We start from the raw sequence: 21,291 nt of genomic DNA on the forward strand, positions 1-21,291 counted from the left end.
CGCCACGATCGCCTCGGCATCGCGCATCACCGCCATGACCCGCTCGGCGCGGTACATATGACTCCACAGGAAGGCCTTGATCTCGGCCTCCGCGGCGGCGATTTCCGGCGGGAACGCCACGATCGTCGCGGCGGCGGTGCGAACCTCGTCCGGCGACCGCGGCGCGGCCTCGGCCAGACGCCGCACTGTCTCTTCAGTCACCGCGCGGATCAGACGCGAAATCAGCTCACGGACAAGCTCGGCACCGCGCCGGCTCTCGACCAGAACCGGATACCGACGGTCAATCTCGCCAATGATATCGGCGGCGAGCGGCACGGCGCGCAGGTCGTCGACCCGGAACAGCCCAGCTCGCAAGCCATCGTCGATATCGTGGGCGTCGTAGGCAATATCGTCGGCGATCGCCGCGACCTGCGCCTCGAGCGAGGCGAAGCTCCACAGTTCGAGATCGAGACGCTCGTTGAATTCGGCAATGCCTGGCGGCACGCCGCGTTCGGCGTAGCGCGGCAGCGGGGCGCCAGCGCGATCGGTCAGCGGGCCGTTGTGCTTGACCACGCCCTCCAGCGTTTCCCAGGTCAGATTGAGCCCGTCGAACTCCGGATAGCGATGCTCCAGCGCGGTCAGCACGCGCAGCGTCTGGGCATTGTGGTCAAAGCCGCCGTGGTCGCGCAGACAGGCATCGAGCGCCCGTTCCCCGGCATGGCCGAACGGCGGGTGGCCGAGGTCGTGCGCCAACGCCAGTGTTTCGGTGAGATCTTCGTCGAGACCGAGCTGGCGGGCGATGGCCCGGGCGATCTGCGCCACTTCCAGACTATGGGTCAGCCGCGTGCGGTAGTGATCGCCCTCGTGAAACACGAAGACCTGGGTCTTGTGCTTCAGCCGGCGGAACGCGTTGGAATGGATCACCCGGTCGCAGTCGCGGCGGAACGCGCTGCGGTTGCTGCTCGGCGGTTCGGCAAATCGCCGCCCGCGGCTCTGCGCCGGGTCGCAGCCATAGGGCGCGCGAGGAGCTGCCATTCCGACCGACACGCGCGATGAACTCCTGTGCGGTTTGATTCTGCGGTGCAATGCACTTAACTATTGTCGGCGTGTAAATCCAATGACGCCGCGGGCCTTGAACCCGCCGGGGCACGGAGCAGCAAGATGACCGACACCAACGTCACGATCAGTTCGCGAGCCGCGAAGCGGATCGGCGAAATCCTCAAGGGCGAAGGCCAGGGCGCGATGCTGCGCATCAGCGTCGAGGGCGGCGGCTGCTCGGGCTTCCAGTACAAATTCGACGTCGATCGCGCCAAGACCGACGACGACCTGGTGATCTCCAAGGACGGCGCAGTGGTGCTGGTCGACTCGGCCTCGGTGCCGTTCCTTGCCGGCTCCGAAGTCGACTTCGTCGACGATTTGATCGGCGCGTCGTTCCGGGTCAACAACCCGAACGCCACCGCGTCCTGCGGCTGCGGGACGAGCTTTTCGATCTAACGACTCGGCGCGAGCGGCTTCATTGCATCCGTCGCATCGGGGGATTTGGCGGGTAGGCCCGGATCGTCCTAGACTGGTCGTCGAACCTCAGCCGGAATCCCCATGCGCATCGCCACCTGGAACGTCAATTCGGTCCGTCAGCGGCTCGATCTCCTCGTCACGTGGCTGAAGGAGTGCCAGCCCGACGTCGTCTGCCTGCAGGAAATCAAGTGCGTCGATGATGCGTTTCCGCGCGAGGCGATCGAAGCGCTGGGCTACAACGTCGTCACCCACGGCCAGAAGACCTTCAACGGCGTCGCGCTGTTGTCGAAGCATCCGCTGGAGGAAGCCAAGCCGGGCCTTGCCGGCGACGACACCGACACCCATGCCCGTTTCCTTGAAGGTGTGGTGTCGCTGAAGCGCGGCGTGGTCCGCGTCGCCTGCCTGTATCTGCCCAATGGCAACCCGGTCGGCAGCGAGAAATATCCCTATAAGCTGAACTGGATGTCGCGGCTTCTTCACTACACGAAAGAGAACCTGAAGACCGAGGAGCCGCTGATCCTCGCCGGCGACTTCAACGTCATCCCCGCCCCCGGCGACGTCCACAATCCCGCCGCCTGGACCGAGGACGCCCTTTTCCGGCGCGAGACCCGAGACAGTTTCCAGGCGCTGCTATCGCTCGGACTCACCGATGCGCTGCGCGCCACAACGGACGAGCCCGGCCAATACACGTTCTGGGACTATCAGGCCGGCGCCTGGCAGAAGAACTGGGGCCTGCGCATCGACCATCTGCTGCTATCACCGCAGGCCGCCGACCGGTTGCGCCACGTCGGCATCGACAGCTACGTGCGCAATTGGGAAAAGCCATCCGACCACGTCCCGGTGTGGGCGGACTTCGACTTGGAAGCGGCTTAGGGCTCAGCTCCAGGCAATGAGCGCCGTCACCCTGAGGTGGCGCGTAGCGCCCTCGAAGGGCGACGGCCGCTGCGAGGCCAGCGCCGGCCATCCTTGCGGCCCATCCTTCGAGGCTCGCCGCTGCGCGCCGAGCGCCTCAGGATGACGTCGTGCTGGTTGATAGGATGGATTGCTGGTGATGAGGACGCCGCCCGGCTGCAGCTCAGTCCCGCCGCCCCTGCACCCAGTGCTCGAGCATCTGCAGCGCCATGGCGCGGTCGTCTTCGGAGGCCTTGGCGATGGCCTTGTTGTAGCTGTCCTTGATCCAGGTCTCGTCGGTGGTCGCGGCGTCGCGCGCCAGCGTCAGCCACATCAGGCCGCGCGCGGCCTGGCGCGGCAGCTGATCGCCGTTGAACAGCAATTGTCCGAGCAGTGCCTGGGCCTGATGCTGGCCCTTCTGAGCGGCGAGGCCGAGCCAGCGGGCGCCGTAGCGGAAGTCGCGCGGCATGCCGACGCCGTCGATATACAGCCGGGCCAGATCATACTGGGCGTCAGCGTTGCCGAAATAGGACGCCGCATAAGAGAACATCTCGCGCGCCCGCTCCGGGTCACGCTTGATCTTCGAATTCGGGATGCCGTCGAGATAATAGCGGCCGAGCGCCACGAAGGCGTTGGCGACGACGGCGGCCTGCGGCGCCGACGGGCTATCTTCGGCGTGGGCGTTGGCGATCTTGCTGAAGTAGTCGAACGCCCGCAGGTCGTCCTGATCGACGCCATGCCCGTCCGCATACATCTTGCCGAGCCGCCACTGCGCGATCGGGTGACCGCCCTCGGCGGCATATTGCAGCGCGGTGAGCGACGTCGTGCTCGGCTGAGCCGGCACCGCTTTCTTCAGCGCGGGCGCGGTCGCCGGCTGGGTGGTGGCGACGGGAATCGCGGTGTTTTCCGGACTGACGGGCGTGCCCTCGAAGGCAGCCGCCGGGGTCACGACGGCGCCGATCAGCAATGCTGCGACTATGGTACGCTCAAACTTCCGCATCGCACTCGCCCGCCCGGCCCGGTCCGGCAGCGGTTTCCTCCGCGGCCTCCGAGACACCCCACCGAAAAGCTCCCAGGCACTGATCTGTCGCGCGGCCAATCCGGTTGGACGGGCGCCCTAATAGCTCAGTGCCGCTCAAATTTCCGTCAATCCAACCGCGCGATTCCGATGTTTTCGGAAGCGAGGGCCGGTTCAAAATGGTGAAATGATCGAGCAAGATTTTCGTCCGGATGTTGCCAGCATCGGGTAGCTGTTGGGCAACATCACGGCCGGCCCGCTTCGAAACCGCGGCGGATCGTGGCATTTCGAAGATGAACGCTGCTACGCTCCGGCTCAGGACCGGCTTCGCCTCGGCCGGGACGAGCGCCTCGCCATCCGGAATCGCGGCGGCCGCAGCGGCGGGCCAAGCCCGGCTGGAAAGCCTCGTCGCGATGGTGTGGGTGGCGTTCATCCGAACTCGTACTTCCCGCGCACAGATCCGAGAAAAACTATTCTCGTGACGGCCTTCAGCCGACCCGGAATGATCTCATTGACCGGTGTGGCTAAAAAGCGGCGCGGGCAAGTACCAGCCGGCTAGACGGTTAAATGTTCCGGAACCGTTGCGAAATAGTCACAAACGTTGCTCCAGAGACACCTTTTGGTACGCTATTTGGCGTGAAAAAGCCCTGAGCGTTAGTTGTTGAGCACCCGCCCGTAGGCGTCGAGAACGGCTTCCTTCATCATTTCCGACAGCGTCGGATGCGGGAAGACGGTGTGCATCAGCTCTTCCTCGGTGGTCTCGAGGTTCATCGCCACGACGTAGCCCTGGATCAGTTCGGTGACTTCGGCGCCGATCATATGGGCGCCAAGCAGCTGGCCGGTCTTCTTGTCGAAGATCACCTTGACCAAGCCCTGGTCCTCGCCGAGCGCGATCGCCTTGCCGTTGGCGATGAACGGGAAGCGCCCGACCCGGATGTCGTAGCCCTTGGCCTTGGCGGCGGCCTCGGTGAGGCCGACGGAGGCGATCTGCGGATTGCAGTAGGTGCAGCCCGGGATCTTGAGCTTGTCGATCGGATGCGGGTGCAGGCCCTTGATGGCCTCGACGCAGACGACGCCCTCGTGCTCGGCCTTGTGCGCCAGCATCGGCGGCCCGGCGATGTCGCCGATGGCGTAGATGCCCGGAACGTTGGTCTTGCCGACTCCGTCGATGGCGATCAGGCCGCGCTCCAGCTTCACCCCGAGCTTCTCCAGCCCGAGATTCTCGACATTGCCGACGACGCCGACCGCCGAAATCACCCGCTCGAATTCCTCGGTGATCGGCTTGCCGTCGCCGCTGTCGATGGTGGCGACGACGCTGTCGGCCTTCTTGTCGAGCTTGGTGACCTTGGTGCCGGAGAGGATGCGGATGCCCTGCTTCTCGAAGCGCTTGCGGGCCATGCCGGCAATCTCGGCGTCCTCGACCGGGAGGATTTGCGGCAGCACTTCGACCACGGTGACTTTCGAGCCCATGGTGTGGAAGAACGAGGCGAACTCGATGCCGATCGCGCCTGATCCGACGACCAGCAGCGACTTCGGCATGCGTTCGGGCACCATCGCCTCGAAATAGGTCCAGATCAGCTTCTTGTCCGGCTCGAGCCCCGGCAGCGCCCGCGGCCGGGCGCCCGTGGCGACGATGATGTGCTTGGCCTGATAGCTGCCGGGCGGAAGCGCGCCCTTCGGCGCTTCGGTCTTGGAGGCGGCGACGGTGATCTTGCCGGGCGCGTCGATCGTCGCCTGGCCCCAGATCACCGAGACCTTGTTCTTCTTCATCAGGAAGCCGACGCCGGTGTTGAGCTGATTGGCGACGCCGCGCGAGCGCTTCACCACCGCCTTGGGGTCGTAGCTGATATTGTCGGCCGACAGCCCGTAATCCTTGGCGTGCTGCATGTAGTGATAAATCTCGGCCGAGCGCAGCAGCGCCTTGGTCGGGATGCAGCCCCAGTTCAGGCAGATGCCGCCGAGATGCGTCTTCTCGACGATCGCCGTCTTGAACCCGAGCTGCGCCGCCCGGATCGCCGCCACGTAGCCGCCGGGACCGGAACCGATGATGATGACGTCGAAGGAGGTGTCGGTCATGATTACTCGCTGTTCTTCCCCTCTCCCCTTGTGGGAGAGGGTGGATGCGCGCCGTCAGGCGCGCAGACGGGTGAGGGGTTCGGCGCCGCGGCTTGGGCGATCGCCTCGATTACGGCATCGGATCGCAGCAGAATATCGTTGTTCCAGTAACGCAAGACGCGAAAGCCGCGATCGTGGAGGTCACGATCACGCATGGCATCGTGATCACTATCGGCGTGCTGACTACCGTCGGCTTCCACGATCAGGCGCCGCTCGAAACAGACGAAATCGACGATCCATGACCCGAGCGGCACTTGCCGACGAAACTTGAGGTGCGACAATCGCCGCGACCTCAGGAGCTTCCACAGCGCACGTTCTGCATCGGTCGCATTGGTGCGGAGCTGCTTGGCGAACTGCCTCTGCTGATTCGGTACACGCTGAATCATGCCCCCTCACCCGCCCTCGCTCCGCTCGGGCACCCTCTCCCACAAGGGGAGAGGGGAAGAAAGATGTCACACCATCATCATCACGGGATTTTCGATCAGCGTCTTGAAAGCACCGATCAGTTGCGCGCCGAGCGCGCCATCGACGGCGCGGTGGTCGCAGCTCAGCGTCACGCTCATCATGGTGGCTATCTCGATCTTGCCGTCGATGACGATCGGCCGCTGCTCGCCAGTGCCGACCGCTAGGATGGTGGCGTGCGGCGGGTTGATGACCGCGGTGAAGTCCTTGATGCCGTACATGCCGAGATTGGACACCGCGGTGGTGCCGCCCTGATACTCTTCGGGCTTCAGTTTGCGAGCCCGGGCGCGGGCGGCGAAGTCCTTCATCTGCGCGGAGATCGACGACAGCGAAGCCGTCTCGGCGCTGCGGATGATCGGGGTGATCAGGCCTCCCGGCATCGCCACCGCGACGCCGATGTCGGAATGCTTGTGCTTGAGCATGCCGGCCTCGGTCCACGACACGTTAGCGTCGGGAACTCGCTGCAGCGCAATCGCCATCGCCTTGATGACGAAGTCGTTGACCGACAGCTTGTAGGCCGGCTTGCCGTCCTTGTCCTTCGGCGCTGCGGCGTTGATGTCCTCGCGGGCCTGCATCAGCCGGTCGAGGTTGCAGTCGATAGTCAGATAGAAATGCGGGATGGTCTGGGTCGACTGCGTCAGCCGCTGCGCGATGGTGCGACGCATGCCGTCGTGCGGCACCACCTCGTAGCTGCCATCCGGATACAGCGCGCGGATCTGCTGATCGGACATCGACGGCGCAACCGCCGGACCCGCTGCAGGCGCCGCAGCCGGTGCCTTCAGGCCGCCGCCGGCCTTAGCCTTTTCGACGTCCTGGGCAATGACGCGGCCGTGCGGACCCGTGCCGCTGATGCGGCCGATTTCGATGCCGGCATCCTTCGCGAGCCGCCGCGCCAATGGCGAAGCGAACACGCGGCCATTCGCTTGCGCCGCGCCCCCCTCACCCGCCGCCTGCGGCGGCGACCTCTCCCCGCTGGGGAGAGGTGAAGACGACTGTGGCGCCGGCTTTTGGTCTGGACTGCCCTGTGCGCTTGAGGTGGCCTCAGCCTTGCCGCCCGCAGGGCCGGCCCCCTCTCCCCTTTGGGGAGAGGGCTGGGGTGAGGGGGCACCGCCGGCAGCGGCCTTGCCAGCCCCTGCCCCGGCCGCCTTGGCGTCCTCGCCCTCGCCGGCCAGCACCGCGATCACGTCGTTGACCGGGACGTCCTGAGTGCCCTCGGGCACCAGGATCTTGGCGATCGTGCCTTCGTCGACGGCTTCGACTTCCATCGTCGCCTTGTCGGTCTCGATCTCGGCGATGACGTCGCCGCTTTTGACCTTGTCGCCTTCCTTCTTCAGCCACTTGGCGAGATTGCCCTTCTCCATCGTAGGCGACAAAGCAGGCATCAGAATATTGATCGGCATGAGTTGAAAACCTTACTGAGGCCGCTCGGAGGTCGAGCCCGTGTCGGTCGGGCGGGCGATCTCGGCTTCGAACATTTCGATGATCCGGCCCATCGCTTCGTCTTCGGTGTATTCGCTCTCACGCGCGTAGGCGCGTGCGGCGTGGCGGGCGATGTCGACGAGCAACAGCCCCCACATCTCCGGCTCCTCGAACGCGCGCATGAAGGCGATCGACAGCCCGCCGTCGAGCACGAAGGCGCGCAAGATTTCGGTGGCGTCTTCGCGGCCCTCGACGTCCGGCGGCAGTGGCTGTTGCTTGGGACCGGCCATCGCGACTACCTGTAGCAGACGGCCTTGGCCGCCTCGACGACTTCGGCAACGCTGGGCAGCGCCAGCTTCTCGAGATTGGCTGCGTACGGCATCGGCACGTCCTTGCCGGAGACGCGCGTGACCGGCGCATCGAGATAATCGAAGGCGTGCTCCATGATGCGGGCGGCGAGCTCTGCACCGATGCCGTTCTGCTGCCAGCCTTCCTCGACCGTCACCACCCGCGAGGTCTTCTTGACCGAAGCGATGATGGTGTCGGTGTCGAGCGGGCGCAGCGTGCGCAGGTCGATCACTTCGGCCTCGATGCCGTCCTTGGCCAATTCCTCGGCAGCCTTCAGCGTGTAGGTCATGCCGTGCGACCACGAGATCAGCGTGACGTGCTGGCCCTCGCGCGCGACCTTGGCCTTGCCGATCGGCACCACGTAGTCGTCGAGCTTCGGCACCTCGAAGCTCTGGCCGTACAGCATCTCGTGCTCGAGGAAGACCACCGGATTGGGATCGCGGATCGCGGCCTTAAGCAGGCCCTTGGCGTCGGCGGCCGAATACGGTGCCACGACCTTGAGGCCCGGGATCTGCGAGTACCAGGCCGAGTAGTCCTGGCTGTGCTGGGCGGCGACACGCGAGGCGGCGCCGTTGGGGCCGCGGAACACGATCGAGCAGCCGAGCTGGCCGCCGGACATGTACAACGTCTTGGCGGCCGAGTTGATGATCTGGTCGATCGCCTGCATGGCGAAGTTGAAAGTCATGAACTCGACGATCGGCTTGAGGCCAGCGAAACCCGCGCCGACGCCGACGCCGGCGAAGCCGTGCTCGGTGATCGGCGTGTCGATCACGCGGCGCGCACCGAATTCCTGCAGCAGCCCCTGGGTGACCTTGTAGGCGCCCTGATACTCGGCGACCTCCTCGCCCATCACGAGCACGTCGCCGTCGCGGCGCATCTCTTCGGCCATGGCATCGCGCAGCGCTTCGCGGACGGTGAGCTTCACCATCTCGGTGCCGGCCGGGACTTCCGGATCGTTGGCGGCCGAGACCGTTGGCGCTTCAGGCGCGTGCTGCGCCGGCGCCTGAGCTGATTTAGCCTCGGCGGCTTCGGGGGTCGCCGCGGGCGGCGCCGATTGCGCGGCCTTGTTCTGGGCGGCAGGGTCAGAGGCTTTGACGCCGTCGGAGGCGCTCTCGCCATCGCCGAGGATGGTGGCGATTGGCGTATTCACCGCGACGTCGTTGGTACCTTCCGGGATCAGGATCTGGCCGAGTGTGCCTTCATCGGCCGCCTCGACCTCCATGGTCGCCTTGTCGGTTTCGATCTCCGCGATCACGTCGCCGCTTTTGACCTTGTCGCCTTCCTTCTTCAGCCATTTCGAAAGATTGCCTTTCTCCATGGTCGGCGACAGCGCGGGCATCAGAATTTGAGTGGGCATTGTGACTCCGGCGGGGCTTCGATCACGCGCGCACGCGCCGCCTATGCGGCAGCGCGTCAGCGATCGTCATCAGCGATAGACATCGGTGTAGAGCTCGGCGGGCGCGGGCTCTGGATCGTTCTGGGCGAAATCGGCGGCTTCGTTGACGATCTTGCGAACCTCGGCGTCGATGGCCTTGAGTTCTTCCTCGGTCACTTTCTGCGCCAGCAGGCGATGACGCACCTGCTCGATCGGATCCTGATCGTTGCGGACCTTGTCGACCTCTTCGCGGGTGCGATACTTCGCCGGATCGGACATCGAGTGGCCGCGATAGCGATAGGTCTGCATCTCGAGGATGTAGGGTCCGTTGCCGGCGCGGCAATGCGCCACGGCCTTATCGGCGGCGGCCTTCACGGCGCGCACGTCCATGCCGTCGACCTGCTCGCCAGGAATGTTGAACGACACGCCGCGCTTGGAGAAATCCGTCTGCGCCGACGAGCGCGTCACCGACGTGCCCATCGCGTAGCGATTGTTCTCGATGACGTACACCACGGGGAGCTTCCAGAGCTCCGCCATGTTGAAGCTCTCGTAGACCTGGCCCTGGTTGGAGGCGCCGTCGCCGAAATACGCGATGCTGACGCGGCCGTCGTCACGATAGCGGTTGGCGAAGGCGATGCCGGTGCCGAGCGACACCTGCGCACCGACGATGCCGTGGCCGCCGAAGAAACTCTTCTCGCGGCTGAACATGTGCATCGAGCCGCCTTTGCCCTTCGAATAGCCGCCGCGGCGTCCGGTCAGTTCGGCCATCACGCCATTGGCATCCATGCCGCAGGCCAGCATGTGACCGTGATCGCGATAACCGGTGATCACCTGATCGCCTTCGCGCAGCGCCATCTGCATGCCGACGACGACAGCTTCCTGACCGATATAGAGATGACAGAAGCCGCCGATCGCGCCCATGCCGTAAAGTTGGCCGGCCTTTTCTTCGAAGCGGCGGATCAGCAGCATGTCGCGCAGCGCGCGCAGCTCTTCGTCCTTGGTGAATTCCACAACACGCGGCTTGTCGGAGTGGACCTGCTCTGTGTCTTTCGCGGCGCTCTTTTTCGGTGCGGCCATGGCGATCCCGGTTCGAGGTGCTTTCAAGCCTCTCTAGCGTAACTTATCACGCGGTGAAAGGATCGGCATAACCGCCTTCGCAATTCGCTATGCCGCAGCGCAACGACGCGCAACTTTCGACATGGATCGAAACGGTTTTTGGAATATGAGCGACGTTATCGCGGCGTCAGGGCCGCGCGTGAGCTAACGCGGCGGGTTCATCCGCACCAGGTCGGCGGGATTGACGTAGTCGAGCTGGAATCGGACTCGCTCGTCGAGCATGTCGGGATCGATGCTGTCGGAACGCAGCAGCGAAACGCGGTGCTCGCCCTCGACGCGCTCCTTCTTCAGACGCTGCAGTTCGGAGGTCAGCGAGATGATCTCCTGATCGAGCTCCTGCTGGGCGTCGAGCCCGTAACGCCCGGTGTAGGCATTGACCCAGAAATAGCCGATCACAGCCGCGGCGATCGCATACAGCGCGATACCGGTCAGGATCGATTTGAGGCGCGAGCGGGTGACCATGCGGCGACCATGCCGCGCAGCAGTTAACGCGCCGCTAACGATGCAGGCCGGACGAATTGCCCCTCCCCGTCATTGCGAGGACCGAAGCGACGAAGCAATCCAGCTCGGCGCACGGAGCTGGATTGCTTCGCTTCGCTCGCAATGACGGGGATGGGACGCGTCTTACCAGCCTTACTTGTGCTGCTGCGCGACGAAGGTCGCGAAGGCGTCGATGTAGGTCTTGAGAAAGCCCTTGGTCGCATCCTTGACCATGTCGCCCTTATCGTCGAACGCGTCGCCGATCATGCCCACATAGGCCTCGGGCTGCTGCAGCGTCGGCATGTTGAGGAACGTCAGGCACTGCCGCAGATGATGGTTGGCGCCGAACCCACCGACCGCGCCGATCGAGATCGACACCACACCGGCCGGCTTCTTGTCGAACGCGCTCTTGCCGTACGGACGCGAGCCGACGTCGATGGCGTTCTTGAGCACGCCGGGAATCGAACGGTTGTACTCCGGGGTGACGAACAGCACCGCGTCGGCCACCTTGATCTTGTCGCGGAAGGCGACCCAGTCGGAAGGCGCGTTGGCCTCGAGATCCTGGTTGTAGAAAGACAGGCCCTCCAGCGTGACGATATCGAGCTTGAGGGTGTCGGGCGCGAGCTTGGCCAGAGTTTGCGCCGTGCGCAGCGAGAAGCCGTTGTTACGCAGGCTGCCGACGACGACGGCGACGCTGTAGGGAGAAGGCATAGGTCGATATCCTGAATGAGGGAAACCAGAGAACCGGCGCGCGGAACCTAGCCGAGCGGCCAACACCATGCAAATGCATGAAACTGGTCGGGCCGGTCGGTGACGAAATCTTGAACCGTCTGTTACTCGGCGGCGGACGGGCGGCTGTTCAGCGCCTCGTCGTTATGCGCGCCGAGCTTCGGCGTGTTCAGGATCGGATGCGGCCGCTCGCCGTCGAACATGATCGGCAGGCCGGCGACTTTGAGCCCGGTGCCCGGCATGGTGCGGATCATATCGGCCGCGGCGAATTGTTCGGTCGCAGCCAACTCGGGGATGTCGTTGACCGGGCTTACCGGCACGCCGGCGCTTTTGAGCGCGCTCAGCCATTCGCCGGCGGGCTTTCTGGTCAGCACCGGTTGCATCAACGCCACCAGCTCAGGGCGATGTTCGGCGCGGTCGCGGACCCGCGCGAAGCGCGCGTCGGTGATCCACTCCGGATGGCCCAGCACCTCGGCGCATTTGGCGAACAGCCGATCATTGCCGGCGGCGATGCAGATCGGCCGATCGGCGGTCTCGAACACCTGATACGGCGCCAGCGTCGCGCTGGCGGTGCCGTGCCGGGGCGGCGGTTCGCCGGAGAACAGATAGCCGTTGAGCTGCGTGCCGACCCAGGCGATCGCGCTATCGAACAACGAGGTGTCGATCACGCATCCCTTGCCGGTAGCGTGCCGCTGCTGCAACGCCGACAGCGCGCCGATCACGCACCACTGTGCCGTGGCGCAGTCGTTGATCGCGGGCGCGCAGAACGCCGGTGGATCTTCGGGGCGACCAGTCAGCGACATCACCCCGCCATAGGCCTGCAGCAGCGGATCGAATCCCGGCTCGCGGCTGAGCGGCCCGGTTTTGCCGAACGCCCACACCGAACAATAGATCAACCGCGGATTGATGGCGCACATTACGTCCGGCCCGATGCCGCAGGACGCGACCACGCCGGAGCGCAAATTCTGGATCAGGATGTCGGCATCCTTCGCCAGCTCCTTCAGCTTGGCGACGTCGTCCGGATGCTTGATGTCGAGCGTCACCGACCGCTTGTTGCGGTTGAAGCCGTGGAAGAACAGCGAGTCGCCATCGACGAAGGGCGGTCCCCAATGCCGTGCATCGTCGCCGCCATCGTGCTTCTCGACCTTGATGACGTCGGCGCCCATATCGCCGAGGATCATCCCGGCCATCGGACCGGCGATCGCCTGCGCGATCTCGATCACCTTGATGCCGGCGAGCGGCCCACCCATCTGCGTCTCCAAGTTTATTGACCAGTCGATTTTGGCGCGGCACGTTTCCGCGCCGGGACGAAAATTGCAAGTCCATCTCAACAGCGGAACACCTGCCATGCTGAGCCCGGAATTCCTCATCACCTGCCTGGTCGTCGTCGCCTCACCGGGCACCGGGGTGCTGTACACCGTCGCCGCCGGTCTCTCGCGCGGCCCGCGCGCCAGCACGATCGCGGCGTTCGGCTCGACGCTCGGCATCGTGCCGCACATGGCGGCGGCAATCCTCGGGCTAGCCGCCCTGCTCCACGCCAGCGCGGTCGCGTTCGAAACCTTCAAGTATCTCGGGGTCGCTTACTTGTTGTACATGGCGTGGCAGACACTCGGTGAACGCGGGCCGCTCAGCGTCGAGAAAGACAACTCCGCTCCGTCGGCACTGCAGACGACGATCACCGGCATCCTGATCAACATCCTCAACCCGAAGCTGTCGATATTCTTCCTCGCCTTCCTGCCGCAGTTCGTCTCGGCGGACGATCCGCATCCGCTGTTGCGCATGATCGAGCTCAGCGCGGTGTTCATGCTGATGACGTTCGTGGTGTTCGCGATCTACGGCCTGTTCGCCGCCTGGCTGCGCGATCACGTCATCACAAGGCCACGCGTGCTGACCTGGATGCGCCGCAGCTTCGCGGCCGCATTCGTGGCGCTGGGTGCGAAGCTGGCGTTCGCGCAGCGGTAAGGCGGCGTTTCAGCCGAAATCGGCTGGAGATTTAGATCGATCCACGTGTCTCGTCGTTGCGGCAGGCCGCAAGGAAGAACGTCACGCCTGCCTCGATGTGCCGGTCTATTTCCGGCTCGAGATACTTGAGGTCCACCTGGAACAGCGCCCTGAACATCATCGGCACGACAAGGACGTCGAGGAAAAACCGCGCGGTCATGACTAGGCGTTCCGGTGCAAATGCCGGCATGGAGGCGAGTTCGTCGGCACCGATCGAACGGCGCAGCAGATCTGCACCGAGCTTGGTGGAAAGGTCGCGCGCCGTGCGGCTGACCCGAGCGGCCAGATCGGGAAAGCGATTCGCTTCCGCGATGGCGAGCCGCATCAATGCGATGCGATCAGCGTCGAAACTCCAACGCAGCAATGTGGCCGTGGCACTGCTGAGCCGCTCCTCCAATGTGGAGCCGACCGGCGTCTCGGCCTTGAACTCCGCGATGCGGGCGAGAATGTCCCGCGTCACCACTTCGGTGAACAACGCGCGCTTATCACGGAAGCGGGAATAGATTGTTTGCTTGCCTGAGCGGGCCGCCTCGGCAATCTCGTCGATGCTCGCGCCCTCGAACCCCCGCCGCAGAAACACCTGACGGGCCGCGTCCAGGATGCGACCATCAACCTCCCCAGCCTGTTCTTTCGAAGGCCGTCCGCCGCGGCCGGCACCCGACTTGGATCGCGGCCGGCGAAGCTCCGCAGCGTTCTGGGTATCGTCAATCATGGTTGGGTCCGGGGCCAGCAAAGGATGCCTCGACACTATAGCCATCACATCTGCTTGTAAATAGAACGATACTGTATCGTTCCGATTGACGCCAGACTTCGCTACCGCTACATCACAAAAACGGTACGGTACCGTTTTGTTTCTAGACGTTTCTGGAGCACGTTATGTCGGAGCAGAAGGTCGTCGAGCTCAAGCAAGGCCGCAGCGGCAACGAAGGCTCGGTGCCGGCCGCGCAATCATCAGCAAGCTCTTCCGACGAATCAAAGGTCACCGCGCGGGTTCCCGCACAGGACGATCCAACGGCGAAGGATGGCACCTCGCACGAAAGGCCTTCCTCGCACGTAGCCAGTAGCCCGGTCGAACGAACGCCGCTCTACCGCCGCCCCAAGGCCATCCTGCTCGCTGCCGCGTTGCTCGCTGCAGTCGGCGGCGGCTACCTCTACGAAGACTACGCCAATCATTTCGAGGAGACCGACGACGCCTTCATCGCGGCCCGGCAATTCCCTCTGGCGTCGAAAGTCTCGGGATACATCACGTCCGTTCCGGTCACCGACAACCAGCACGTCGTCGCGGGTGACGTGATCGCACGCCTCGACGATCGCGACTACCGCGCCGCCCTCGCCCAGGCCGATGCGCAGGTCGCAGCGGCACAGGCCAACATCGAGAACGTCGATGCCCAGCTCGATGTGCAGCAGGCCCAGATAACTGCAAACCAAGGGCAGCTCGATCAGGCGCAGGCAGCGCTGGTGTTCGCCCAGCAACAGGCGCAGCGCTATCAGCATCTGGAGAGCACCGGATACGGCACCGTGCAGAATTCGGAGCAGTACACATCCCAACTCCATCAGCAGCAGGCCGCAAAGCTCAGCGCTGAAGCCACGCTCAACCTCGCACGCCGGCAGATCGAGGCACTCAAGGCACAGCGCAAGAGCGCCGTCGCAAATCTCGCACAAGCCGAGGCGCAACGCGACCAAGCCGCGCTCAATCTCTCCTACACGACCGTCACCGCTGCGCAGCCCGGCCGCGTCGTCGGCCTGTCGGCCGCGGTCGGTCAGTTCGCGCAAGCCGGGACAAACTTGGCCATCGTCGTACCGGACGAGATCTGGGTCACGGCAAACTTCAAGGAGATTCAGCTCGACCGGATGCGGCCAGGCGAGAAGGTCAAGCTCAAGATCGACGCTTACCCAGGACGGACCATCGTGGGTCACGTCGAGAGTGTGCAACCCGGCTCCGGCACGGCGTTCTCGCTGTTGCCGGCACAAAATGCGACCGGCAACTACGTGAAGATCGTGCAGCGCGTGCCGGTCAAGATCGTGATCGAGAACCCGCCGGCCGACGTCGCTCTGGGACCTGGCATGTCCGTGGTACCGACCGTACGGGTCAATCCGGCCTCGTCGCTCGTCGAACGCTTGGAGCGGCTGCTGTGAGCAGCGACGCCGAAGCCGGCTTGGCGACGAGCGCAACGACCGCCAATCCCTGGCTGATCGCCATGGTGGTTGCGCTCGCGAGCTTCATGGAAGTGCTCGACACCACTATCGCGAACGTGGCGCTGCCCTATATCGGCGGAGGCCTGGGTGTCAGCTCGGATGAAGCCTCCTGGGTCGTCACGACTTATCTGGTATCAAACGCGATCATTCTGACTGCGTCGAGCTTTCTCGCCAAAATGCTCGGCCGCAAGACGTTCTTTCTGATCTGTCTCGGCATCTTCACCGTGAGCTCGGTGCTGTGCGGCTTCGCCACCAGCCTGAACGCGCTGCTGGTGTTTCGCATCCTGCAGGGTCTCGGCGGCGGCGGCATGGTGCCGGTGGCGCAGTCGATTCTCGCGGACGCGTTCCCGCCCGCCAAGCGCGGCCAGGCGTTTGCGGTTTTCGGCATCGCCGTCGTGGTCGCGCCCGTGGTCGGACCGACGCTCGGCGGCTGGCTGTCCGACAATCTGTCCTGGCACTGGTGCTTCCTGATCAACGCCCCGGTCGGCCTGTTCGCCATCGCCCTGATCTCTGCGGTGCTGCACGAGCCGCGGAAGCCGGACAAGGAGGAGCCAAAATCCGGTTCGACGTCATCGGCTTCGCCCTGGTCGCGACCTTCCTCGGCGCGCTCGAGGTGTTGCTCGATCGCGGCCTGGAAGACGACTGGTTCGCCTCCCCGTTCATCATCACCTTCGCGATCATCTGCGGATCGGCGTTCGTGTTGATGATCCCTTGGGAAATGACACGTCGCAATCCAATGATCGACGTGCGCATGGTGGCGAAACGGCAGTTCGGCGCTTGCTTTCTGGTGATGACGGCAACCGGCGCGATCCTTCTCGCGACGACCCAGTTTCTTCCGCAATTAGTTCAGCAGGACTTCGGCTACACAGCGACCTGGGCGGGTCTCGTCCTGTCGCCCGGCGGCATCGTCACGATGTTCATGATGATCGTCGTCGGCCGCATCGCAGCCAAGGTGCAGCCAAAATATCTGATCATCGCTGGCGCGCTCGTCATCGCATTCGCCATGTACGACATGACGAACGTGTATGGCGACCTCGGCTTCTGGTTCATGGCGCGTAGCCGCATGCTCCTCGGCGTCGGCCTGCCGCTGATCTTCATCCCGATCATGACGGCGTCGTACGACGGCATCCCATCCGACAAAACCGACCAGGCGTCAGCGCTCATCAACGCGGCGCGCAACACCGGTGGCTCGATCGGCGTTTCGCTGGTGTCGAACGTGCTGTCGCATCGCGAACAATTTCACCAAAGCCGGTTGGCCGAGATGGTAACGCCGTCCAGCATGCAATACCAAACGGCGCTCCAACAGCTGACGAACGTGTTTGCCGCCCAGGGAAACTCATTGGCCCAGGCGCATCAGCAGGCGATCCAATGGATCGGACAGCAGGTACAGAACCAGGCTTCGCTGATGTCCTATATGGATGCGTTCTGGGCGCTGATGATCATTTCGCTGGCAGCCGTTCCACTTGCGCTGACATTGCGAACCGTCAAGCTCGGCGGACCGGCCCCAATGGGTCATTGAGCAGCACGCGCCGACCGCTCCGCCGTCGACGCCGACGGCGCTACCCGCCCGTCCCGGTCGCGGCCAACGGCTCGGACGAACGGCGGCCCGCGGTGACAGCCTGCAGCCGCTTCTGCTCGCCGACGTAGGCGCGCGCGTCGTCGGTGTCGAACAGATCGTGCGCGTCGCTGTCGTCGGCCCAGGCGCTCATCGCCATGTCGGTGTAGAGGTGTTTGTTGGGGTCGCGCTTGATCTGCAAATAGATCTTGCGTAGCTGCAGATAGAGCATGCCGAGCTTCAACAGCTTGCTGACGGTGCTGGTCCAGTAGCGCGGATAGAATGCAAAGACGCTCTCGCGCGGCATTGTCGGGCGACGGTCGCGGCGGAATTTCAGCCGCAGGAAGCCGGCTTCGAGCGGATGGATTTTCTCGAAGTCGATCGAGCCCTTGAACCAGGTGATCAGGAACAGCGCGTTCGAGGCGTTGCCGCCGCTGGCGGCGACGCGCTTCAGGATCGTGGTGATGTGCTCGGTCGTGTAGTAGTGCTGCCACGCCGCCTTGTAGACGCCGTTCCATTCCGCATCGCTCATCTTCGGATGCGGCGTGCAGATGTGATTGAGGTCGTATTTGTTGAGGTCCGGGTCGAGAGTCGCGCCGGCGCGCACCAGCTTGAGGTGATCCTCCGAGCCCGGCAACGGCGTCAGATAGAAGAACTCCAACAGATCGACCGGCAGCTCGCGCTTGATGACATCGATGTCGCGCAGGATCTTCTCGGGCGTGTCGTTGGGGAAGCCAAGGATGTAGCCGGCGTAAGTGATCACCCGCGCCGCCTTCCAGGCCAGTAGCATGGCGCGGTATTCGGTGATCTTGTTCTGCTTCTTCTTGGCGCCGGCGAGATTGTCCGGGCTGATGTTCTCCAGACCGATGAAGACGCGGCGCACGCCGGCGCGCGCGCACTTCTCGATGAAGCGCGGCTCCTTGTGGCACAGCGTGTCGACCTGAATGATGAAGCCGATGTTGAGCTTCTCGACTTCCCGCAGATAGATCAGCCGGTCGAGGATCAGCTCCCAATCCTTGTTGCGGGCGAAATTGTCGTCGGTGATGAAGAAGCTGCGCAGCCCCTGGGCGTAGTTGGTGCGGACGATGTGTTCGACATCGTCCGGCGAGCGGCGCCGCGACTTGCGGCCTTGCACGTTGATGATGGTGCAAAACGAGCACTGATACGGACAGCCGCGCCCGGCATCCAAGGTTGTGACGTTGCCGGCGGTCCGCCGGACGCGCTCGGCAGCGAGCAGCGGGATCGGCGCGCCCTCGATCGACGGCAGATCGTTCATGTAGTTGTAGAGCGGCTTTAGCTGGCCGGCGGCAGCGTCCTGCAGCACATCGTCGAGCCGCCCCTCGGCCTCGCCGGCGAACAGCGACAGGCCCATCTGCCGCGCGACGTCGAGGTCCTTATCGACACCGCCGAGCATCGACAGCACGCCCGAGACATGGAAACCGCCGATCGCGACAGCGAGGCCGCGCGCACGCAGCGGCCGTGCCAGATCGAGCGCGCGCGGGAACTGATTGGATTGCACGCCGACCATCATCACCATGCCGGCGCCGGCCTCTTCGATCAGCGCGGCGAGACGCTCCGGCCTGATCCGCGTGTTGGTCTCATCGAAGGCGTGGATTTCGAGATCGACGTCAGGCCCGAGCACCTTCCGGTCGGCGCAGTCCTGGGCGATGCCATACAGCGCCGCAAGTGAGTTCGACGGGATCGGCGAGCGCAGCCATTGGATGACGTAGCCGTCATCATCGTAATGGGAGGGTTTGACCAGCACCAGACAGAAGCGACGGCGAGCCGAAGTGGGGTTCATTGTCACTTTCCAATGCAAAATTCTGGCCGGAATTGAACCAAAATAGCGGCGCTGAGCATCACCGCCTTTCCGCAACCTGTCAAACCAAGTTTCGCAAGTGAGTGCGGCCTCACCGCCCGACGGTGAGGCCGAATTAGTTCATGAGAATTGTTAGTGCTGGGAACACAGTCCGTTCGCGAGGTCCGCGCCGGCGGTCGTTCAGCGCCGCGACCTGATTTCGTTGAGTAGGAAATTACCAACGCGCTTGCCGCGATTACGCAGCACCTTCAACGGTCCCTGGTCGACGAAGTAGGTCAACAGGATGCTGTCGCGCGTTTCGACGCGGTCGTGCACCGGATCCGCCGAGTGCCAAGTATCGTTCCCGACCGCGAAAGCATACCCGGAATTGGGCGCAAACCGCATCTGTCGGGCTTTCGGCATCGAACCGTCCGGCAGCACGTCGTGGAAGATGGTGCCGATATCGGTGTTGGCTTCGTCGCGCGGCAGATACAGCTGAACGGTGATGCCCTTCCAATGGGTGTCGGTATGCGGGGTGATTTTATAGCCGGGAATGTCCCGCGTCAGAATTGGGATCGGAAACATCCCGACAGATTGAAAGCCTGCACCGAACCGTTTTTCCAACGCGGGCGCCAGCTTGCGGCGAAAAGCATCCTTTACCGGCTCGGAACACAGTGCCGCACCGACGACACGCCAGATCGCCCGCTTCCCGGTCGGTAGATGACGGATGTATTCCGGAAACAGATCGATCTTGACGCGCGTATGGGTGCCGTCGGCGAGATCATTGCCTTTGCTGCGGCCGTGCATCGGCCGGTAGTCGCGGCTGTTCGGCAATGCCTCGAGCATCTTGGCGTAGACCTCGTCAGGGAAGATGCCGTCGAACTCTAGATGATAGAATGGTTTGGGTTCCACCCTCGCCCGGTCGATCGCCGCGACGATGTGCTGAATCAGCGCCTCCGTGGTGAGCCCAAGTTCCGAGGCACGCATCGCCACCATCTGGTCCATGACCCATCTCCACGGTTGATTCGAAAAACGTTATGCGACGCAGTCGCGTCGCGCACCTTATCCTAAGACCTCAACCACGGCGACTTTGCGGACGGCTCAGCGCGACGGATCGATCAGAAATTTCTCGCCGGTGGCCCGCTTGTTGTAGGTGGCGATGGATTCGAGCGAGAGCGCTTCCTTGAGCGACACCACCCGGGTGTAGGAGCTCGCGAACGTGGTCTTGAGCTCGGCGGCGACGCGGGCGCGCAATTTGGCGCCCGCCTCCGGGCCGATCTTCTGCAGGAAAGGCATCAGCAACCATCCGCCGACGCCCCAGGTCATGCCGAAGTTGCGCACGATCTCGGTCGGACGCAGGTCGAGACCGCCGTAGATATAGACCTGCTTGGGCACATCCGAGCCGTAGCGGCTGTAGGCGCCCTTGGATTTGCGGATGATCGCCGCCTCCATACAGCTCAGGATCTGGCCGGCGAGCCGGCCGCCGCCGATGGCATCGAATGCCAGCGTTGCGCCGGTGATCTCCAGCGCCTTGGTGAGCTCCGACATGAAATCCGGCGAGGTCGAGTCCACAATGTGCTCGGCCCCGATATCGCGCAGCAGCCGCGCCTGCCCTTCACTGCGCACGATGTTGACCAGCGCGACGCCGTCCTTGATGCAGATGCGGTTGAGCATCTGCCCGAGATTGGACGCCGCTGCGGTGTGCACCAGCGCGGTGTGGCCCTCGCGGCGCATGGTCTCGGTCATGCCGAGCGCGGTCAGCGGATTGACGAAAGAGGACGCACCATCGGCGGCGGTCGCGCCGTCCGGCAACGGCATACAGAAATTGACGTTGATGACGCGATATTGGGCATACATGGCGCCGCCGAGGACGGCGACGAGCTTGCCCTGCAGCGCCTGAGCAGCCTCCGAACTGCCTGCCTTGATGACGGTGCCGGCGCCCTCATTGCCGACCGGCATCGGCTGATCCAGCCGTCCGGCCATGGCTTTCATCGCCGCCTCAGGCACCTTGGCGGTGATCACCGGCGCATCGGGCGTGCCGGTCTGGCGCGCCGTCGACATGTCGGCGGCGCCGAACAGCAGACCGAGATCGGACGGATTGATCGGCGTCGCCTCGACCCGGACCACGACCTCGTCGGGGCCCGGCTCCGGAATCTCAACCGGCACCAGCGCCACTTCGAGTTCGCCGCTCGCCTTGATCAGCGAGCGCAATTGCAATCCGGTGATGGCTTCGGCCACGTCTCTCTCCCTGCCCGTTGTTGCGGCCGCACCATGATGCAGCCGGGCGCAGGGTT

Annotated in this window: 20 protein-coding genes and 1 pseudogene; 5 read left to right on the forward strand and 16 right to left on the reverse strand. The window is 64.1% G+C overall.

The genetic code is table 11. From position 1 onward, the window contains the following. The coding region (locus tag I5M_RS28400; protein ID WP_083909710.1) for a deoxyguanosinetriphosphate triphosphohydrolase at window positions 1-1,026 on the reverse strand (1,026 nt) is incomplete at its 3' end. A 114-nt stretch (window positions 1,027-1,140) separates the two neighbouring features. On the opposite strand from I5M_RS28400, the gene erpA reads away from it, so the two are divergent. Both erpA and xth read left to right on the forward strand, forming a co-directional pair. Then, entirely contained in the window at window positions 1,141-1,473 is a 333-nt protein-coding gene (gene erpA / locus I5M_RS28405) for an iron-sulfur cluster insertion protein ErpA (protein ID WP_022724495.1), read from the forward strand. Between the two features lie 102 nt (window positions 1,474-1,575). Then, window positions 1,576-2,367, forward strand: a complete 792-nt coding sequence (gene xth / locus I5M_RS28410; protein WP_022724496.1) for an exodeoxyribonuclease III — start codon at window positions 1,576-1,578, stop codon at window positions 2,365-2,367. 202 nt (window positions 2,368-2,569) lie between these two features. Here the strand turns inward: xth and I5M_RS28415 are convergent, their stop codons facing one another. The 11 genes from I5M_RS28415 to I5M_RS28465 form a co-directional block, all read right to left on the reverse strand. After that, entirely contained in the window at window positions 2,570-3,385 is an 816-nt protein-coding gene (locus tag I5M_RS28415; RefSeq protein WP_031337930.1) for a tetratricopeptide repeat protein, read from the reverse strand. Further along, window positions 3,372-3,836, reverse strand: coding sequence for a hypothetical protein (locus tag I5M_RS28420; protein WP_022724498.1), 465 nt, complete (start codon window positions 3,834-3,836; stop codon window positions 3,372-3,374). The genes I5M_RS28415 and I5M_RS28420 overlap by 14 nt, the downstream gene beginning before the upstream one ends. A 221-nt stretch (window positions 3,837-4,057) precedes the next feature. Further along, on the reverse strand, window positions 4,058-5,479 hold the full coding sequence (lpdA, locus tag I5M_RS28425; RefSeq protein WP_022724499.1) for a dihydrolipoyl dehydrogenase: 1,422 nt from the start codon (window positions 5,477-5,479) through the stop codon (window positions 4,058-4,060). A 2-nt stretch (window positions 5,480-5,481) separates the two neighbouring features. Next, window positions 5,482-5,904: an endonuclease domain-containing protein gene (locus I5M_RS31705; protein ID WP_083909707.1), complete on the reverse strand. Its 423-nt coding sequence runs from the start codon at window positions 5,902-5,904 to the stop codon at window positions 5,482-5,484. A 66-nt stretch (window positions 5,905-5,970) separates the two neighbouring features. Further along, window positions 5,971-7,380: a pyruvate dehydrogenase complex dihydrolipoamide acetyltransferase gene (locus tag I5M_RS28435; RefSeq protein ID WP_022724501.1), complete on the reverse strand. Its 1,410-nt coding sequence runs from the start codon at window positions 7,378-7,380 to the stop codon at window positions 5,971-5,973. A 12-nt stretch (window positions 7,381-7,392) separates the two neighbouring features. Continuing rightward, window positions 7,393-7,689, reverse strand: coding sequence for a DUF5076 domain-containing protein (locus I5M_RS28440; protein ID WP_022724502.1), 297 nt, complete (start codon window positions 7,687-7,689; stop codon window positions 7,393-7,395). 5 nt (window positions 7,690-7,694) lie between these two features. Then, complete coding sequence (locus I5M_RS28445) at window positions 7,695-9,104, reverse strand: pyruvate dehydrogenase complex E1 component subunit beta (protein WP_022724503.1); 1,410 nt, start codon at window positions 9,102-9,104, stop codon at window positions 7,695-7,697. 69 nt (window positions 9,105-9,173) lie between these two features. Further along, the gene (pdhA, locus tag I5M_RS28450; RefSeq protein ID WP_022724504.1) at window positions 9,174-10,199 is read right to left on the reverse strand and encodes a pyruvate dehydrogenase (acetyl-transferring) E1 component subunit alpha; all 1,026 of its coding nucleotides are present in this window, start codon (window positions 10,197-10,199) and stop codon (window positions 9,174-9,176) included. Between the two features lie 183 nt (window positions 10,200-10,382). Next, window positions 10,383-10,700, reverse strand: coding sequence for a septum formation initiator family protein (locus tag I5M_RS28455; protein WP_022724505.1), 318 nt, complete (start codon window positions 10,698-10,700; stop codon window positions 10,383-10,385). A 171-nt stretch (window positions 10,701-10,871) separates the two neighbouring features. Further along, window positions 10,872-11,429, reverse strand: a complete 558-nt coding sequence (locus tag I5M_RS28460; RefSeq protein WP_022724506.1) for an NADPH-dependent FMN reductase — start codon at window positions 11,427-11,429, stop codon at window positions 10,872-10,874. A 122-nt stretch (window positions 11,430-11,551) separates the two neighbouring features. Next, window positions 11,552-12,697, reverse strand: coding sequence for a CaiB/BaiF CoA-transferase family protein (locus tag I5M_RS28465; RefSeq protein ID WP_022724507.1), 1,146 nt, complete (start codon window positions 12,695-12,697; stop codon window positions 11,552-11,554). 97 nt (window positions 12,698-12,794) lie between these two features. Between I5M_RS28465 and I5M_RS28470 the strand changes: the two genes are divergently transcribed. Next, window positions 12,795-13,409, forward strand: a complete 615-nt coding sequence (locus I5M_RS28470) for a LysE family translocator (RefSeq protein ID WP_022724508.1) — start codon at window positions 12,795-12,797, stop codon at window positions 13,407-13,409. A 31-nt stretch (window positions 13,410-13,440) separates the two neighbouring features. Here I5M_RS28470 and I5M_RS28475 read toward each other — a convergent pair whose 3' ends face one another. Next, window positions 13,441-14,160, reverse strand: a complete 720-nt coding sequence (locus I5M_RS28475; RefSeq protein WP_022724509.1) for a TetR/AcrR family transcriptional regulator — start codon at window positions 14,158-14,160, stop codon at window positions 13,441-13,443. Window positions 14,161-14,324: 164 nt separating this feature from the next. Between I5M_RS28475 and I5M_RS28480 the strand changes: the two genes are divergently transcribed. Beyond that, a complete protein-coding gene (locus I5M_RS28480) occupies window positions 14,325-15,584 on the forward strand; it encodes an HlyD family secretion protein (RefSeq protein ID WP_022724510.1) in 1,260 nt (419 codons plus the stop codon). Between the two features lie 62 nt (window positions 15,585-15,646). Then, window positions 15,647-17,163: pseudogene (locus tag I5M_RS30780) on the forward strand (DHA2 family efflux MFS transporter permease subunit). A 40-nt stretch (window positions 17,164-17,203) separates the two neighbouring features. Here I5M_RS30780 and I5M_RS28490 read toward each other — a convergent pair. From I5M_RS28490 to I5M_RS28500, 3 genes are all read right to left on the reverse strand, one after another. Then, the gene (locus I5M_RS28490; protein ID WP_022724511.1) at window positions 17,204-19,000 is read right to left on the reverse strand and encodes a radical SAM protein; all 1,797 of its coding nucleotides are present in this window, start codon (window positions 18,998-19,000) and stop codon (window positions 17,204-17,206) included. Between the two features lie 198 nt (window positions 19,001-19,198). Next, window positions 19,199-20,002: a hypothetical protein gene (locus I5M_RS28495; RefSeq protein WP_022724512.1), complete on the reverse strand. Its 804-nt coding sequence runs from the start codon at window positions 20,000-20,002 to the stop codon at window positions 19,199-19,201. 96 nt (window positions 20,003-20,098) lie between these two features. Beyond that, window positions 20,099-21,235, reverse strand: a complete 1,137-nt coding sequence (locus I5M_RS28500; RefSeq protein WP_022724513.1) for a zinc-binding dehydrogenase — start codon at window positions 21,233-21,235, stop codon at window positions 20,099-20,101. Window positions 21,236-21,291 lie beyond the last annotated feature (56 nt).

Origin of the sequence: Rhodopseudomonas sp. B29 (genome assembly GCF_000333455.1) — a bacterium.
Classification (GTDB): Bacteria; Pseudomonadota; Alphaproteobacteria; order Rhizobiales; family Xanthobacteraceae; genus Rhodopseudomonas.